Here is a 17,602-nt window from a genome sequence, read left to right as displayed (position 1 = left end):
ATGGTGCGGAATTCTATACCGACCGTCGACCTTTTGTAAACCCCTTTGTCGCGATCCTTTTTGGGATCTTTTGCAGAGGTACAGGTTAAAGTTTAGCATTCTCTGCTATTGATATCATGGTCGGTTTGCCTGAGGAGATGTGTGATTGCCTGTACCTGTGGGGCTTTGCCGAGGTTTTACTTGATGTTAGAGGCAAAAACTAAGTCGATTGGTATTTCCGTCGGCGAGCAGGTAAAATTGTCCGCCACTTTATTTAGGTAGATTTGGAAAAATGCGAGTTATAGGTATAGAGACATCTTGTGATGAGACGGGTATCGCCGTGTATGACGACGAAAAAGGCCTGTTATCTCATACGCTTTACAGTCAAGTGAAACTACATGCCGACTACGGTGGTGTAGTGCCTGAGCTCGCGTCGCGCGATCATGTGCGTAAGATCATTCCCCTTATTAAGCAGGCGCTGAAAGACGCTGATTCAACTCAGGATGATATCGACGCCATTGCCTATACCAAAGGGCCCGGATTAGTGGGAGCGCTACTTGTCGGCGCCTGTGTTGGCCGCTCATTGGCCTTTGCCTGGGGGAAACCCGCGGTGGGCGTGCATCATATGGAAGGTCACTTGCTGGCGCCTATGCTGGAAGATGACGTACCTGAATTTCCTTTCTTGGCCCTGTTGGTCTCAGGTGGTCACTCTATGATGGTGGCTGTTGAGGGCATTGGGCGCTATGAGTTGCTGGGAGAGTCTGTGGATGATGCCGCAGGTGAAGCCTTCGACAAGACGGCTAAGTTGATGGGGCTCGATTATCCAGGTGGACCGAGACTCGCTAAGCTTGCCGCTAAGGGCGAGCCCAACTGTTACCGATTCCCGCGGCCGATGACAGATCGCCCAGGGCTGGACTTTAGTTTCTCTGGTCTGAAAACCTTTGCCGCTAATACCATCGCCGATGAGCCAGATGATGAGCAGACGCGCGCTAATATCGCCCGCGCTTTCGAAGAGGCCGTGGTCGATACCTTGGCCATTAAATGTAAGCGCGCCTTGAAACAGACGGGCTATAACCGTTTGGTGATTGCCGGTGGCGTGAGTGCGAATACTCGCCTGCGTGAGAACCTGGCCGAGATGATGCAGTCTTTAGGCGGCAAGGTTTACTACCCAAGGGGCGAGTTTTGTACCGACAATGGCGCCATGATTGCCTACGTGGGCATGGCGCGCCTTAAGGCCGGACAGGTTGAGCCTTTGGCGGTTAAAGGGATGCCGCGCTGGCCGCTGGACTCCTTACCACCAGTATAAATAACATGAAAAAGGCGACTGTGAGGTCGCCTTTTTTCTCTTTGTATTTGGCCTGTCACCAGCTATTTGCGCTTGGTGGAGACTGAAATTATCTGCACTGAATTCAAGGGCACGGATTTGCGGCAGTCGATAGTCATTGGTGAGTATCAGTCTGAGTGATATCAGAGATCGACAAGGCCCTTTGGCTATTCGTCGTTGGCTCGTTTTTTACGCGATACCTTAGATTCTTCTCCCTTACGCAGCCGATGGATATTTTCCCTGTGACGTATAACGATGAGCAAGGAGAGCATGGCGACGGGCAGGGTAAAGCGCTCGTCAAAATACCAGGTGTAGATTGGCGCCAGCAGGGCGGTAATAATCGCCGCCAGTGAAGAGTAGCGACAGATGAGTACCAATATGACCCAGGTCGCGATAAGGGCCAGCGACAGATCGGCGCCTATGGGGGCCATTGCGCCGAACGCGGTGGCAACCCCTTTGCCGCCCTTAAATTTAAAGAAGATAGGAAAGATATGGCCCAAGCAGGCCGCGATGGCGATTAAACCGAGAGAAACGGCATCTACACCGAGGCGAAAGGCTAAATAGGCAGGCGCAGCACCTTTTAGCATATCGAAGAATAACACCATGGCCGCGGCACTGGCGCCACCGATACGCAGTACATTGGTTGCCCCTGGGTTACCTGAGCCTTGGCTACGGGGGTCTGGTAATCCCCTGAGTCGACAAACTAGCACGGCACTGGATATCGACCCCGCCAGATAGGCAGTCAATATCAGCGCTAGAGTCAGCAGCGTTAAGCTCAAATTGGTTTCCTTATCCTTCTTAAGGTATTATCCCGCCCTAGTTATTGAGGCGACCGGCTAAACCTTGTATTTTACGCACAGGTTGATTGGGCTTATGTAGTGACAACGGGCTTGACGCGACCGTTTTCTTATCCCTGTTTCGTTGTCATTACAGTCGCTTATCCTACTTGGGTTTTTGGCTGTACGAAAGGGGAAATCACAGATATCTGTGTAATCACGCCATTATAACCATATTGGTCGTTGTAGCTTATTAGACCTCTTCTATTACCTAATTTTGTTGCCTATCGGGAGGCATTATGGACAAGGTGCTTATTTCACAGCTTAAAGTCGAAACCGTTATCGGTATTTATGAGTGGGAAAAGCAGATCCATCAGAACCTGCTGATCGATCTCGAAATGGCTTGGGACAACAGTTTAGCGGCGGCCAATGATGATTATCACCATGCCCTGTGTTACGAGACTGTCTCTAACCGTCTGACCGCGCTAATTACCGAAAAGCCGATAGAACTGATTGAAACCGTGGCGCAGATCTGTGCCGACTGTGTGATGAAGGAGTTCGATGTGCCTTGGGTGAAGGTGAGGGTGATGAAACCCGGTGCCGTGCCCAGTGCTCAGGCGGTGGGTGTCGAGATAGAGCGAGGTCATCTGTAGACTCATGGCTCGTATTTTTATCAGTATCGGCAGTAATATTCATCCAGAGCGTTACTTTAACGCGGCCTTAAAGGCGCTGGCTGAGCATTTCGATAACCTGTGTCTCTCCAGCGTGTTTGAAAGTGAAGCCGTTGGCTTTGATGGTAGCAATTTTCTCAACATGGTGGTGGGCGCCGACACGCAACTTAGCATTGCTCAGGTGGTCGCTCTGTTTAAGCAGATAGAGTCAGACAATGGCCGCCTGCCAGGCGCGAAAAAGTTTAGCCCCCGTACCTTAGATTTGGATCTGCTGCTCTATGACGACTTGGTGACCGCATCGCCCATCGTGTTGCCAAGAGCTGAGATCACCACCAATGCCTTCGTGCTCTGGCCGCTGGCGGAGATTGCCCCTGAGCGGGTGCATCCGGTCGCACAGCTTTCCTACCAGACCCTGTGGGATAATTATGATAAGTCACAGCAGAAGCTCTGGCCTATCGAGTTTCAATGGTCCTATTAATTTCATTACCCGACCTAAACCTTAAAGGATAATCATGGATATTTTTCAGGTAATTGTTTTGGCCCTGATCCAAGGCCTGACTGAGTTTTTACCTATTTCGAGTTCGGCGCATCTTATTTTGCCGGCGCAGTTACTGGACTGGCAGGACCAAGGACTGACCTTTGACGTGGCAGTCAATACAGGTTCTCTGTTAGCCGTAGTGATCTACTTTCGCCGTGAGTTATTTTCCATGTTTACCGCCTGGACCGGCAGCCTAGTGTCACGGGAGCAGACCCAGGAGAGCAAGCTTGCCTGGTGGATCATCTTAGCCACCATACCAGCGGTGATTGTCGGCTTTACCGCCAAAGACTTTATCTCGACTCATCTGCGTAATATCGAGGTGATCGCCACCACGACCATAGTGTTTGGTTTGCTGCTGTGGTGGGCCGATAAGCTTAATCGTGAAGGATTTAACGAGTTTCAGGTGGGCTGGAAGAAGGCACTGCTTATCGGTATCGCCCAGGCGATGGCGTTGATCCCTGGAACCTCTCGCTCGGGGGCAACCATTACCGCGGCGCTGGCGTTGGGGCTAAGCCGTGAAGCAGCAGCGCGCTTCTCATTTTTGATGTCTGTGCCTGTGAGTCTGGGGGCGGCGATCTTAGTGGTTAAAGATCTACTTTCTAGTCAGGAAGCGATAGATTATCAGGCGCTAATCATCGGGACTGTGCTCTCCTTTGTTGCGGCCTATCTCTGTATCCACTACTTTTTGAAGATCATCAGTCGTATGGGGATGACGCCTTTTGTCATCTATCGTTTAGCCTTAGGCGCCGTATTGTGTGTCGTTATTTTTGCCTGATCGCCTAGGCCATGAGAGATTATCATGAAGAGTCATTATTTGTGCCCCCTTTGTCACAGCCCATTGCATGTCCATCAGGCATCCGAGGGACTGCACTGCGCCAACAAGCATCATTTCGATAAGGGAGAGCAAGGTTACTGGGTCTTTAGCCAGGCCAAGAAGCCGCATCTGGATAGTCGCCAGTTAATGCGCGCAAAACACTTCCTGTTGGAATCTGGCATTTTCACGCCGGTTGTTGAGGCGATGCAGCGTCAGTTGAGTGCGTTGACTCCGGCAGAGACAACCCTTAGTCATCTCGATTTCGATTGCGGCGAAGGCTATTACCTAAGGGCGCTGGCAGCTGTTTTCGAAGCCTTATCCCTCACGGTATCGCAAACCGGCATCGCCGAAGCGGAGAACGCCCTGTTTGTCGCGGCCAAGGCGCAATCGGGGGCTAGCCTGATCCAGAGTCAGTTAAAAAAACTCCCTTTTGAAGATGCCAGTTTCGACTTGGTGACCTTGATTGACAAGCCGCTTAAGGGTAAAGAACTGCTTAGAGTGTTAAAGCCGGGCGGGCATCTGATGTGGTTGTCGCCTGGGCCGCGGCATCTGTGGCAGATAAGAGAGTTTATCTACCCTAATTTAGTCGAGAAAGGCGGTGAGCCGCAGCAGCCCAGTGGTTTGACCTTAGTGGCAAGCGAACACATTCGCTTTAATTTGGACATTAACGGTGAGCAGGCGCTAACGCTACTTGAAATGACGCCTTATGCCTGGCGTGCAAACGATAAGGTCAAGCGGCAAATTGCTCAGCAGGACTTTGCGCAGCTTGAGATCGATCTCTACCTCACCTTAGCGACTAAGGATGCCTAGTGGGGCGGGTGACATTAACCGCCACTAGAAAATCGCCACGGCTCGGGTTACTCTTTGAGCCAATCATTCACTTAACTTTTGGAAACCAGTATTGATGATGCGTAAATTGCTGTTGCTCATCTTGAGTCTCGCACCACTGCAGTTACTTGCCAATGTTTATTCCCTGCCAGCCGACGGCGGACGTCTTATTGGCGAGCTGCAAACCCATGTGGTGCAGAAGGGGGATTACTTCAAGACCATCGCCGATAAATACAATATTGGGATCTTAGAGTTGATGGAAACCAACCCAGGTGTGGACCCCTTTCTGCCGACACCAGGTACAGAATTGGTGATCCCGACTCAGATGTTGCTGCCGGATGTGCCGCGTAAAGGGATAGTGATTAACTTGCCAGAGTTGCGCCTCTACTATTACCCCAAAAATGGTCGCGAGGTGCATGTCTTCCCTGTGGGTATAGGTCGTATCGGCCGTGAGACCCCTGAGATGACCACTAAGATCAAGGCGCGTATTCCAAACCCAAGCTGGACTCCGCCGGCGAGTCTGCGCGCCGAACATCTGCGCGAGCGCGGTGAGGTCTTACCGAGAGTGGTGCCAGCAGGTCCTGACAATCCGCTTGGAAAGTATGCGATGCAGCTTTCTTATGGTGATGGTAGCTATCTTATTCACGGTACTAATAAAGATTTTGGTATCGGCATGCGGGTAAGCGCCGGCTGTATCAGGCTGAATCCAGATGATATTGAGTGGTTATTCCACCAGTCTAAATATGGCGACAGTGTAAGAGTGATTAACCAAACGGTTAAGATCTCCTCAGAGCCAGATGGCCGTCAGATCATCGAGGTACATTCGCCGTTATCAGAGTCAGAAGATCAGCCGCGCGAGAAGGTGATTAGCCTGAGCAGTAAGATTGTGAAGTTTATTAGCCAAGAAGGGGTCGACAACACTAAGGCCAATGATGCCCTGTTGACTCAAAACGGTATTCCTATGGTAATTTCCGCACCATCGTTAACCGCATCGCAAGAGACTGATATTACGCCAGAAGGCTGATAGCCAGCGCTAAAATGATTTTATTAAGGCGTCCTCAGGGGCGCTTTTTTTATGTTTAGAAACGATATCGTTTACTGACATTGATGGCGCTGAAGAGATTTGAGATTCAGAAAGTAAAGCTGGAGAGATTCGAGAATTAGCGGTTTGAAGCATAAGGGAAAATATATCGGCAACACAGAAGTGTTGCCGATACAGACAAATTACTTCTTGTAAGATTTCCAAAATCATTGTTTTTCGTTGTTTTACTTAAATTGAGTTTGTGTAATAAATCACATTGTTTTCAATCGGATATGGTTAAAGTTTGTCTCTTGTTGTTCGCTTGAATTCCCCTAGGTATACTCAGGTGTGTGTCACTATGCGTGTCACTAAAATGGGGAATGAGATGGCAGAGAACAAACTCACAGCAGCCAAAATTGATAGGTTAAGAAAGGAGATTCAAGATAAGCCGAAATCTGTCGCAGATGGCTTAGGTTTGTCTATTCGATTCACGCCTTCCAATAAATCTGAAGCCAATGCACTTTGGTTGTTTAGGTATAGGGTTGGTGCTAGAACCACTAGCCCAAAGCAATTAGCCTTAGGTAAGTACCCCGATCTATCGATAGCTGCCGCTCGTAAGAAGCGGGATAAATGCCGTCAGTGGTTAGCTGAGGGGTTAGATCCGGCAATAGAGCTAAAGCTAGGAGAAGCTCAGACGTTAAAGCCAATAACGCTTTGGGATGCTGTTAATTATTGGATTGACAATTATGCAGTAGACAATCGAAGAAATGCGGAAGTAAACCGGCAACAGCTTCATAAGTGGATACCTGAGCGTGTTAAAGTTCTCCCTGTTGACAGGCTTAAAACCCACAATATGTTAGAGATTTTCCCAAAGACTCGGGTAAAGCAATATCCTGTCGCAGCATTCACAGTGCTCTCCAATTTAAAGTTGATTCTCAAGTATTGTGCTAAGCGCGGTTATGCTAAAGCGAGTGCTGATATTTATGAGATTGACGTTGAAACCATTGGCGCACGCACCCCTATCAGTAAATCTAGAACACTGATCAAAGATGGTAATTGGCAAGAACTACGAGATCTAGTCGATTGGGTCGAGGCTAAGTGTTGCCTTCCTTATTACCAACACATGCTTAAGCTACTGTATTGTTTTGGCTGTCGAACTAACGAAGTCAGATTGTCGCAAATTGCCGAGTGGGATTTAGACGCCAGGATATGGACGGTACCTAAGTCGAACAGCAAAACTAAGACGGAAATTAAGCGCCGCATTCCCGTTGCACTTATACCTTGGATAGAGAGCCTCATAGAAGATGCTAAGGCACAAGGGAGTGATTATTTGCTCGCAGAAGTTAAAACAGACAAGGCTGTGGCTGTTTGGGGGGGATCGATATACAAAAAGTTAGGGCATCAAGATAAGTGGACTCTACATGATATTCGAAGAACAGTAGCGACGGGTTTAGCGGATTTAGGTGTTATGCCTCATGTCATCGAGTCACAGCTTGGGCATGTGTTGAAAGGTGTGGCTGGCATCTATAATCGCAGCGACTATCTGGTAGAAAAGGAGGCAGCGATGGAGCGCTGGCTAGAGAGACTAGATGCCATTTCGGAAGTTTCTGAAAATATTATTTTTTTAAAATGTGATGTCGATCAGGGTGCACAAGTCGGTTGATTTTTTCCCGTAGGATTATCGAGTTAGACCAAATTTTGAGGGGGATTTTTTTGTCAAAACTACAAATCTTAATGTAATGGCTGTAAATGTATAGCGTTGTTTTACAGACAAATATCAGCGCTGATTTCGCTTTAAATTTTTGATAAGGCTACGTTTTCCTGTTATGTGATGAGAGTTTGTTTTTTGTTTAACGCTGTTCTCTATTGTGTGGTTCTTTGCAAAACATAGAGGAACAGCAATGAATAACGCTAACGTTCAAGATTTATCTAAGCCTCAAGCCGAATCCAAGCGTACGCCTCCACAGCTAGTCAGTTCAGACGAGCGCAAGAGAAGGGCAGCCAAAAAGAAAGAGTCTATTGATGCAAGGAATGAGCGGGTTATAGAGGAGCAGCTCAGGCAAATAGTTTATGTGCTTAAAACGTTTGACGATGTGATTGTTGATACGTGTAGCCGGTTGGATGTGTCCAGAGAAGAGCTATTAGCCAAGGCTTTTCAAGCCAATAAGCATCTGCTTGAACCTGGTGGTAACTCCGAAGAAATTAGCATCATTTACTCTTTGAAAGATAGAGTACTCGCAAAAGAAATTCCCCTTCCTGACATAAACTCACTTGCCTTTTCTAGCCCAGATTTGCCATCGATGCAGTTAATCTTGCTCGATTTATTGTTCGCCTTTTGGCGAGTAATTGCTCAAGCCGAAGACCTAGGTCAAAGCCAGGGGTCTGTCATCAATGATGGAGCCCGCAAGAAACACCAACGTATTCAAAACAGCATAAATAAAGAAGGTACAAAGACAAAAACGACATTAAAACGCGAAGAAGAGGCTCGTGAATTTATAGAAAAGCGCCTGGGAGCTGAGGGTATTCGCTATGTTAAGCAAATGTCGATTGCGCACCTAGCAAAGCGCTTAGATGAAGAGCGTGGCGATCTACGTATACCTATTCGCACCTATGAAAAAGCAATAAAAGTGGCTTTAGCCGAAAAGGGCATAGAGAAAGGGCGAAAGGCTAAGAAGAAAACGATAAGCACAAATTAAACGTAAAAGACACATTACGCCCTTATGCGTTTTTTTTTAGTCATTTTCTCCCATACAGTGTGTACAAACTTAAACCTAGTAAAACTGTCAGGAGAAAAAATGCATAAATTTGAACCATTACCTCGTCTGCTTACACAGCAGCAGGTTTGCGAGTCTATCGGCGTAGGGCGTACATGGCTATGGCGAGCTGAAAATGAGGGGCGTTACCCTAAAGGCATACGCTATAGCAAGCGGTGCGTTAGGTATAGAGCAGATCTACACGATCAGTTTATTAACGGTAAGTTTGGGGAGGCTGCAAATGATGATTAATAGCAATTTCGAAGTTGGTATCGGCAACTTGGCGATAAACATGGATACCCTGCCTAAGTCCGCACCTTTGGCACACGAGTTACTGTCTAGCATGCATAAGAAACATAGGCAGATCATGCTGTTTTGGTTGAATGGCTATTCAACGTCTCCTATGGGATACGGCATAGCTGACGTTGAGGTGATTAAAGAGGATGGCTATGTCAGTGAGTTACGAAATGGCTACCTTATTGATTTTAGCGTGGCTCAATGCGGTAAGCTTAGTAAGCACTATATGACACCTGAGCAAATAGACCTGTTTCTCAAAGAGCCTCTCGCCATGAAAGTCTCAGTGTGGAGCAAGCTCAATAATGAGAAGTTACAGCGTGATAGCCAGCAGTTGAAAAGCATCAAGTTGCGACGCGGTTTTGGCTGGATTATGGAGAAGCTGGGTATTGAAAACCCAATGGATTCAGCCAATGACGATTGACTCGATTAGAGCATGACAAAAAATATGGCTCCTTTGAAGGAGCCATTTTTCTATCACTTTTAAGGTTAACAGTTTGCCGACCACAACCTTATCAAGCGCATGGATTATAGCATGGTATTTGAGCTAACCAATTACGTTAATACACTGAATTTATTTGTTTTACTGCTAGCAAACAACCTGAAACATCATTTTAGGGATTGTAAGCCTAACTTTTGTAGTCTTAGATGGCTGGTAGCCTGTGTAGCACCTATCGGTGAGCTATTTCAGCAGCCTCTTCTGCGGGGGTATTTAATAATATCTCCCCGCTTTTTGGGGAGGTGTTATGTATGTTAGCGACTCGCCGGTTATTGATTGTTTAGGGGCAACCTGGTCAGTCAATGCTAAACCATCGGGGATATATCCCTCAATGGCTAAACGGTTTATCAGTCAATTCTTAATTATGCTGAGTCATTATAATCGAGTGCATGTGCTTCGCTTTGACCTGCACCAGCGGGATTACAATCCAAATAACAAGCGGATCACTGTATTCAACAGGCGATTATTTAAACGATTAAAGAAGAGGTATTCCATAAAGAAGCTCGGCTATTGCTGGGTGCGAGAACAGGAGCTTGCTCAAGCGCAGCATTATCACTATGCGCTCTTTATGGATGGGCGTATCGTGCAATACCCGCACAAGGTGTTAGAGATGGTCAATCAGGTTTGGGAGGATATGGCGGGTACCTGCTTTACACCTAAAAACTGCTTCTACAACGTCTGTCGCGATGACTTTGAACAAATCCAGGCTGTGGTATACCGCATAAGCTACTTTGCCAAAGCCGTTGGTAAAGGCTGCCGCCCTCCGCAGACGAAAGATTACTCAACCAGCAGAATTGAGCTTAAAGTCGCTTAAACATGTCAATCACGTTGTAGTGAAACGGGCATATCAGTAAACTCTAGGGCGTCTTAAAACGCGAAGGTGTCGCCAACACCTGTAGGCGTAGCATTCTATTTTATTTCCTTATTTATGAGCGTAATACATGACTAACAAACTCTCTTTGCAAACGCTTGAATCTTTCCTGTGGGAAACCGCCGATATCTTGCGTGGCAATATGGATGCGTCTGAATTTAAAGACTACATCTTCGGTATGATGTTCCTTAAGCGTCTGTCTGATGCATTCGATGAAGAGCGTGAGAAGGTAGTGCAGTATTACCTCGACAAGGGCAAAACTCTCGAGCAGGCTGAATCATTGGCCGAAGACGAAGATGAGTATGACAATACGTTTTTCATGCCTGCAAATGCCCGTTGGTCTGCGCTGAAAGACTTAAAGCATAACATCGGTGAGGCGCTCAATACGGCAGCTGAAGCGATTGAAGAACACAACTCAAGCCTTGAAGGCGTGTTAGTCACTATCGACTTCAACATTAAGAACAAGCTGTCTGATAAGAAGCTACAAGACCTATTATCGCACTTTAATAAACACCGTTTACGTAATGCCGACTTTGAGCGCCCTGATATGCTCGGCACAGCATACGAATACCTTATCAAGATGTTTGCCGATAGTGCCGGTAAAAAGGGGGGTGAGTTCTATACCCCCTCTGAGGTGGTGCAGCTGCTGGTGGCACTGCTTAAGCCCCACGCAGGTATGCGTATCTATGACCCAACATCTGGATCAGGCGGTATGTTAGTACAAACCCGTAACTACCTTGCCAGCCATGGTGAGAACGCGACTAACTTGTCGCTATTTGGGCAAGAGATGAACCTGAACACCTGGGCAATCTGTAAGATGAACATGTTCCTGCATGGGGTTCACAGTGCAGACATTCGAAAGGGCGATACCCTGCGCGAACCTAAGCACACCCAAGGCGGTGAGTTAATGCTTTTCGACCGAGTTATTGCCAATCCGCCTTTCTCGCTTAAAAAGTGGGGTAAGGATGAGTGCGACAATGACGGCTTTGGGCGCTTCCCATATGGCACACCGCCAAAAGATGCAGGAGACCTAGCCTTTGTGCAGCATATGATAGCCAGTACCAATAGCGAGGGTATGGTTGGCGTAGTCATGCCACATGGGGTGTTATTCCGTGGCTCAAGCGAGAAAGATATTCGCAAAGGGATACTACAAGATGACCTGCTAGAAGCGGTTGTAGGTCTACCATCGGGCTTATTCTATGGCACAGGCATACCAGCGTGTTTATTGATTATCAATAAGCAGAAGCCTAGTGAACGAAAGGGCAAGGTACTGTTCATTAACAGTGAGCTTGAGTTTGAAGAGGGTAAAAATCAAAACAGGCTGCGCCCACAAGATATCGTTAAGATTGTCGATACCTTCGACAGTTACGCTGAGATCAAGCGCTACTCTAAGGTGGTTGAGTTAAGTGAAATTGCTGATAACGACTACAACCTCAACATTCGCCGCTACGCCGACACCTCACCACCAGTAGAGATCTTCGATGTGCGCGCCATACTTCACGGCGGCATTCCAGTACGTGAAGTGGAAGATGAGTACATTCAACAAGAGATCCTCAAAGGTTTCGATGTCTCGGTTGTGTTCGATAGAGCCAATGATGGCTATTACGCATTTAAAGCCGAAATCGAAACCAAAGAGCAGATCCGCCCGCTTGTTGAGAACAGCCTTGAGCTAATAGAAAGTATTGAGCGTATAGAGAGTGCTGAGCTAGTAAACAGTGAAAGTAATGGGCTGACCACCATGGACGGCGGGAATGCCGACAATGCAGGAGCAATTGTCGGCCAACTAGAGCGCTGGTGGGACAAGTACCAAGTATCACTGCATCAGCTTGATGCTGAAGTCGCGACAGCTGAGCAAGTGATGCAGGGCTACCTGAAGGAGCTGGGTTATGAGTAATACTATTCCAGAGGGGTGGGTGCAGAACAAATTAGGTAAGTATGTTGGTATTCAAGGTGGCAATGCTTTTAAAAGTGAAGCTTTTACCGAAGTTGGTATTCCTGTTGTCCGTATTTCAAATATCAAAAAAGATGGAAGCATTAATCTAAATAGTTCTATTTTTGCTAATGAAGATGCGTCACTTAGTCGATTCAAAGTTCAGTATGGCGATATTTTAATAGCCATGTCAGGTGCAACGACAGGAAAAGTAGGTCGTTATACTTTAAATAACTATTCATATTTAAATCAACGAGTAGGCAGATTCTTCGCTAAGGGGTCTAATGATGTTTCGATGGATTATATTCATCAAGTAACAGCGAAAGACAGTTTTGTTCAATCAATTCTAATTGATGCAATTGGTGGAGCTCAACCAAACATTAGCAATCAACAAATTGAATCGATTATTGCATTATTTCCCCCACTCCCTGAACAGCAAAAGATTGCTGCGATTTTGACGTCAGTGGATGAGGTGATTGAAAAGACCCAAGCGAAAATCGATAAGCTTAAAGACCTTAAAACCGCCATGATGCAAGAGTTGCTAACTAAGGGGATCGGCACTAAGCAAGGTGCAGGCGATGGAGAGGGTTACATACCCCACACCGAATTCAAAGACTCACCCGTTGGTAGAATCCCCAAGAGCTGGGAGGTTGTTAAATTGGAGTCCGTAGCTGTTATTCAAACTGGTGCTGCAAAAAGTTCGAAGCTTACTGGGGACTTAGTTGAGTTACCCTACTTACGAGTTGCAAATGTTCAGGATGGATTTCTAGATTTGAGTGAAATAAAAAACATCATGATTCCTAGGAGCAAATCGAGTCGTTTTCTTCTTAAAGAAAATGATGTCTTAGTAAATGAAGGTGGGGATTTTGACAAGCTTGGGCGAGGAAGTATTTGGTCGGGGCAAATTACTCCTTGTGCGCATCAAAATCACGTATTCGTTGTTAGAACTAATGTGGACAAGTTGAGTCCCAAGTTCTTCAATCACCTTTCAGGGTCTGAACATGGCAAAAAGTACTATATGGGATGCGCTAAGCAAACAACGAATCTCGCATCTATAAATTCCACTCAGCTCAAACAATTCCCTGTATTACTGCCATCTATGGAAGAACAGAATCAGATTTGTGGAGTTTTAGACTCGATAGATGAAAATATACAAAACCATCAGGCGAAGCTCGTAAAAAGGAAAGTCCTCAAAAAAGCCCTGATGCAAGATCTGCTCACGGGCAAGGTGCGAGTGAAGCTCGATTAACGATAACAGCTAGCATGAAGAGAGCGCAGCCTATGGTCGCGCTATTCGTAGCTGGATAGAAATAACGGGATAAAACAAGGAATAATCATAATCAAGGATGCTTTGTCGCCATCAAGACTTGAATCTTAAGCGAATCCCCCCTGCTTTTAATTTAAAGACAACTCAAAGGAATGAAAGATGAAAGTACTATTTGCACGTATCGGTAGTATGAATTTTTACGATGGTATCTCTGATCTTGATGCCAATATTGAGGGGGCAGGCTCTTACAATGCTGACACCAATGATGGTCATGAGCAGTATAACTTTCGTGATGTTAATGGGATTATCTATGGGTATTGTCAGTCCTCTATCAAGAATGAGATTCCTGCTGGGGTAAATTTAAGAAGAGTCGATCCGAGTGCCGCAACTAATGCTGAATATATTGATGGCGTGACGGTTATCTTTTTTTCCAAAAGCAGTCCTGACGGCTACCAAAGTATTGTTGGTTGGTATACCAACTCTCGCGTATATCGAGATTTTCAACAGCCGAGTGACCAGCATAAACGCGGTGACAAAGGCTTTAACTTAAAGTGCGACTCTAACAATGCTCGATTATTGCCAGCAGAACAGCGCGTTTATTCGATTGCTGGACAAGATTATGACAAAGCTGGACGTCCAGGGCAGTCGAATGTGTTTTATGTTTACGATCAGCGACGTCAACTTAAAGTAGATACTTGGATTCAAGAAGCAATTGAGTATGTGTTATCTAATGGTCAAGTAGACAGAATCGAAAAGGATACCTTAGAGGCTGGCGGGGATGATGGACAAGGGTTCAATCAGTCTGCAGAGCAGCGTAAAGTGATTGAAGACTACTCGATGAGGAAAGCTGTTGAGTATTTTAAGTCCCAAGACTATGAGTTCATTGCAGATCGTTCAAAAACATGCAGCTTTGATTTAGAATTTAAAAGGTTAGGCATAACATACTTTGTTGAGGTTAAGGGTACGCAGAGTAATGGCGATAAAGTGATTGTTACTCGAAGTGAGGTCGAGCATGCCAGAGCGCATTATGATAACTCTATTCTGTATGTACTTCACTCTATTCAGCTTGATGAACTAACGCCTTCAGGTGGCATTGCAGTGATCAAAAGCCCATGGGTTGTTGATGACAAAGACCTAAAGGTAATCACCTATCACTACACTGTTTGACTGTTGGTATAGAGAAACTAGGTAAATATTAAAAATTGACTGACACAAGGATAATCATGAGCAAGGATGCTTTGCCAGAACCATCACTTTCTGCTTTAGTTGATGAAGCATTTAGACAGCTTGAATCTGAATATCAAGCTAGTCGGCCAATAGTATTTTCAACTGGATATATAAGTAACCTATTTTTACCGCCTCCAAATACCGTTCTAAAACTATTTGGCATACGTAACCCAACACTGTTCGGTATGGAGGTTGCGGAACAGGAACTGAACTTACCGCTTGATATTAAATCCAGTAGCCGACATAAGTTAATCACCTCAGGTGTTGGATTGCCATCAGTCAAAAAAGTGTACCAGTGGACAAAGGAACTCTATCATCGAGTGTTCACAGATAGCTCTATTTATACTGAGATTACCATCACGCGAAGTGCACAAGTCAACTCTAATGCATTAGGCTGGTACTCTTTAGTTAATAACTCAGAAGACATGAAGCGGGCACATTCATCTGCCAGTTTTAATGAATTTAAACCTCTGCTTAGCTTTTTAACACAACGTTGCAATGATGACGTTGTGTGTTTTGAGCAAATCAAATCGCAATTTGAAAACAGAGATGTTGAGGCAATGACGCTGGCAGATAAGTTGCAATTACAATCGACTTTTTGGTTGGCGCATTCAGACGTTGAAAGTTCGACCTGGGAAATGCTTTGCCATTGGTTGCTACAACATGAGCAGCAACCAATAAAAGACAAAGAGTCTGAGTTATCAGTTTTTAGGTGTTCGGTTAGGCTGCAATTGGATTTTTATCTGGCGGCAATCGCACATTTTGAGGTGGGTAATATTCTATCGACTACGACAGATGCGAACCTAGTATTGAAACCTAATGGTGTCTTAACAAAAGGAATTTTGTTTTATACCCAAGGTGAAGCCCAAAATTGCTTTGACGGTTTACTTCATGAAATAAAACGAATTTATAGCATGAAGCAGGGTAGCGAATGTACATGGCGGCAACTCGCTGCACATATCGATATCGATGACAAGGCTGAGCGCGCTGAAAAAATAAAAGATGAGCAATACAGGCAGCTTAAATACTGGCGTAACAGCCAAAACATGCCCTCTGTTAATAAGCTACTACAGTTTTTCGCCAGTTTAGTCGGGCCAAATGACATAGACTGCGGCGCTATGCTGTTATCTTATGCCCACATAACGATAGCATTAGATAAGCTGCTGATAGAGATAAAGGCTCCTTTCAATAACTATAAGCATGCAGATGATTTGACCCTAGTGCTGCAAGAGGAGCTTAGTCGATATGCTGACTATTACTTGCGCTGCATGAAGCAAGAATTGCCTAAGGTTACTGCAAATGAAGCCTAACAAGGATGGTAAGTACGTTTTTAAATCACCCAAATACCCGAGTCTGTTTCTACCATCTCCACAAGAGGTGGCTGAACTGCTGGGGTTTCCCAATAATGCTATAAAGTTGTTGCCATTGCTTGAAAATCATTATGAGCGAAAATTAAATGTTGGTCGAAGTTCAAGAGCTGCACTGATCAGCAATGGCGTGGCTAAGCCGACAGTTAATAAATTGTATCGTTGGGTAAACCATTTACCAATACCGTTCAAAAAGATAATGAATCTGCCCACATTTTTGAAAGCATTCCGTGCAATGCGCGTTGGTTCAAATGCAGGCTTATGGCATTCCATATCAAATGGCTTAAGCGCTTTTCCCCATGATAGCGAGCTGATTACACTGTGTGACTTTATTGAAGCAAGATCTAACGCAGACTACCAAATGGTTAAAGCAATAAGGAGCCAAATTAAATCGGGTTTTATTGATAAAAATGATGGCAATGCAGTTTGGCTGGCTCAGCTAACGACATGGCAAGCTAATAGCTTGGTACCCGCTGATCAATTGGATTTTTACTCCCGTTACCCACAAGCACCGGATGATCCTATGTTTCAACAAGAGGAGGGTATAAATGCATTGTTGGAAGCTGTTTATCACCTTAATTTAGACTTTTATCTTGCAGCAATTGCTCACTTTGAAGTGGGTTTAGTACTTTATGAACAAAGGCGCTGGGGCGATCTAGATGTAGATAACTACGTTGGAGTGTTTTCTTCTGTTATCAATAGGTGGGTGCATGAGGATAAACAAATGACGTGTTTTGAAGCTATGCTGGTGGAGTTTAAAGAATCACTGGGTAACAACGGCATTGGTTGGCGGGAGTTATCTGGCTTTATTGCTATTGACGATTCTGGAGAGAGTGAGGAGTTGCTTAGAGACAGGCAATATAATCGCTTAAAAGATTGGCGTAGAGGGGTCAATATGCCATCAGATTTAAAGCTAAGGTTATTCGTTGAAGCTGCATTTAAGTCTGTTGAAGGTTATTGCCCTGAAACTGCTCTAATTTATTTTCGTATTTCGAAAGGGTTAGACCTCTTTGTTGCTAAGCAATTTCAAATTGCTCAGTATCATAACGCTGGAAAAATAATGGAGAAAGTCGTTGCTCATTATCCGAGGTATTTCCAACATTACAAAAGCATGTGGCTGAATAATAAACTACTGACAACTGATTAAGCTGCCAGTAGTTTCGATATTTGAGCAACTAGTCGTTATCTAGCTGCTCTTGCCAATCATCTGGGCGCTCATCCTCACCACGACTCTGCCAATAGGCATCGTTATTTGGGTTCAGTTGATTGCTATGATTGTCATCGTCATGCTTTGCCATGTCGGGTATCTCCTTGTTTCAGCTTCCACCTTTTGGGTGACTTCTTTAGCCGCACTATTTTTATGCGTTTAATAGTGTCGGCTGTACCATTTGTAAGCATGCTATTTGCCTGCTTGCTTGCTTGCCATTGCCAGAGTTCTTAGCT

At 45.5% G+C, this 17,602-nt stretch carries 17 protein-coding genes; 15 read left to right on the top strand and 2 right to left on the bottom strand.

Features of this window, described 5'->3' with window-relative positions; genetic code table 11:
- Window positions 1-271 precede the first annotated feature (271 nt).
- Window positions 272-1,285: a tRNA (adenosine(37)-N6)-threonylcarbamoyltransferase complex transferase subunit TsaD gene (tsaD, locus tag NY07_RS14740; RefSeq protein ID WP_033540118.1), complete on the top strand. Its 1,014-nt coding sequence runs from the start codon at window positions 272-274 to the stop codon at window positions 1,283-1,285.
- 185 nt (window positions 1,286-1,470) lie between these two features.
- Here the strand turns inward: tsaD and plsY are convergent, their stop codons facing one another.
- The gene (gene plsY, locus NY07_RS14735) at window positions 1,471-2,082 is read right to left on the bottom strand and encodes a glycerol-3-phosphate 1-O-acyltransferase PlsY (RefSeq protein ID WP_033540117.1); all 612 of its coding nucleotides are present in this window, start codon (window positions 2,080-2,082) and stop codon (window positions 1,471-1,473) included.
- A gap of 296 nt (window positions 2,083-2,378) precedes the next feature.
- Here plsY and folB point away from each other — a divergent pair, with 296 nt between their 5' ends.
- From folB to NY07_RS14660, 14 genes are all read left to right on the top strand, one after another.
- Complete coding sequence (gene folB, locus NY07_RS14730) at window positions 2,379-2,732, top strand: dihydroneopterin aldolase (protein WP_033540116.1); 354 nt, start codon at window positions 2,379-2,381, stop codon at window positions 2,730-2,732.
- 4 nt (window positions 2,733-2,736) lie between these two features.
- Entirely contained in the window at window positions 2,737-3,228 is a 492-nt protein-coding gene (gene folK / locus NY07_RS14725; RefSeq protein ID WP_033540115.1) for a 2-amino-4-hydroxy-6-hydroxymethyldihydropteridine diphosphokinase, read from the top strand.
- Window positions 3,229-3,262: 34 nt separating this feature from the next.
- Entirely contained in the window at window positions 3,263-4,063 is an 801-nt protein-coding gene (locus tag NY07_RS14720; protein ID WP_033540114.1) for an undecaprenyl-diphosphate phosphatase, read from the top strand.
- A 24-nt stretch (window positions 4,064-4,087) separates the two neighbouring features.
- The gene (locus tag NY07_RS14715) at window positions 4,088-4,912 is read left to right on the top strand and encodes a methyltransferase domain-containing protein (protein WP_033540113.1); all 825 of its coding nucleotides are present in this window, start codon (window positions 4,088-4,090) and stop codon (window positions 4,910-4,912) included.
- A 94-nt stretch (window positions 4,913-5,006) separates the two neighbouring features.
- A complete protein-coding gene (locus tag NY07_RS14710; RefSeq protein WP_033540112.1) occupies window positions 5,007-5,954 on the top strand; it encodes a L,D-transpeptidase family protein in 948 nt (315 codons plus the stop codon).
- A 382-nt stretch (window positions 5,955-6,336) separates the two neighbouring features.
- On the top strand, window positions 6,337-7,614 hold the full coding sequence (locus tag NY07_RS14705; RefSeq protein WP_161783170.1) for a tyrosine-type recombinase/integrase: 1,278 nt from the start codon (window positions 6,337-6,339) through the stop codon (window positions 7,612-7,614).
- A 238-nt stretch (window positions 7,615-7,852) separates the two neighbouring features.
- Window positions 7,853-8,647, top strand: coding sequence for a hypothetical protein (locus tag NY07_RS14700; protein WP_033540111.1), 795 nt, complete (start codon window positions 7,853-7,855; stop codon window positions 8,645-8,647).
- Between the two features lie 298 nt (window positions 8,648-8,945).
- Entirely contained in the window at window positions 8,946-9,422 is a 477-nt protein-coding gene (locus tag NY07_RS19060) for a hypothetical protein (RefSeq protein ID WP_052125771.1), read from the top strand.
- A gap of 322 nt (window positions 9,423-9,744) precedes the next feature.
- Window positions 9,745-10,311, top strand: a complete 567-nt coding sequence (locus NY07_RS14685) for a YagK/YfjJ domain-containing protein (protein ID WP_052125767.1) — start codon at window positions 9,745-9,747, stop codon at window positions 10,309-10,311.
- Between the two features lie 127 nt (window positions 10,312-10,438).
- Entirely contained in the window at window positions 10,439-12,262 is a 1,824-nt protein-coding gene (locus NY07_RS14680; protein WP_033540109.1) for a type I restriction-modification system subunit M, read from the top strand.
- Window positions 12,255-13,547 carry a restriction endonuclease subunit S gene (locus NY07_RS19055; protein ID WP_052125766.1) on the top strand — a complete coding sequence of 431 codons (1,293 nt, stop codon included), beginning with the start codon at window positions 12,255-12,257 and terminating at the stop codon, window positions 13,545-13,547. Before NY07_RS14680 ends, NY07_RS19055 begins: the two co-directional genes overlap by 8 nt.
- Before the next feature lie 177 nt (window positions 13,548-13,724).
- Window positions 13,725-14,732, top strand: a complete 1,008-nt coding sequence (locus NY07_RS19050; protein WP_033540108.1) for a protein NO VEIN domain-containing protein — start codon at window positions 13,725-13,727, stop codon at window positions 14,730-14,732.
- Between the two features lie 56 nt (window positions 14,733-14,788).
- Window positions 14,789-16,102 (top strand): hypothetical protein, encoded by a 1,314-nt coding sequence (locus NY07_RS14665; protein ID WP_033540107.1) that lies wholly within the window; start codon window positions 14,789-14,791, stop codon window positions 16,100-16,102.
- A complete protein-coding gene (locus tag NY07_RS14660) occupies window positions 16,092-17,306 on the top strand; it encodes a hypothetical protein (protein ID WP_033540106.1) in 1,215 nt (404 codons plus the stop codon). Before NY07_RS14665 ends, NY07_RS14660 begins: the two co-directional genes overlap by 11 nt.
- Window positions 17,307-17,334: 28 nt before the next feature.
- Here the strand turns inward: NY07_RS14660 and NY07_RS19815 are convergent, their stop codons facing one another.
- A complete protein-coding gene (locus NY07_RS19815; protein ID WP_258311730.1) occupies window positions 17,335-17,457 on the bottom strand; it encodes a hypothetical protein in 123 nt (40 codons plus the stop codon).
- Between the last annotated feature and the right edge of the window lie 145 nt (window positions 17,458-17,602).

This window comes from Shewanella sp. ECSMB14101 (assembly GCF_000773485.1).
Classification (GTDB): domain Bacteria; phylum Pseudomonadota; class Gammaproteobacteria; order Enterobacterales; family Shewanellaceae; genus Shewanella; species Shewanella marisflavi.
This window is presented reverse-complemented; position numbering and strand designations above follow the sequence as displayed.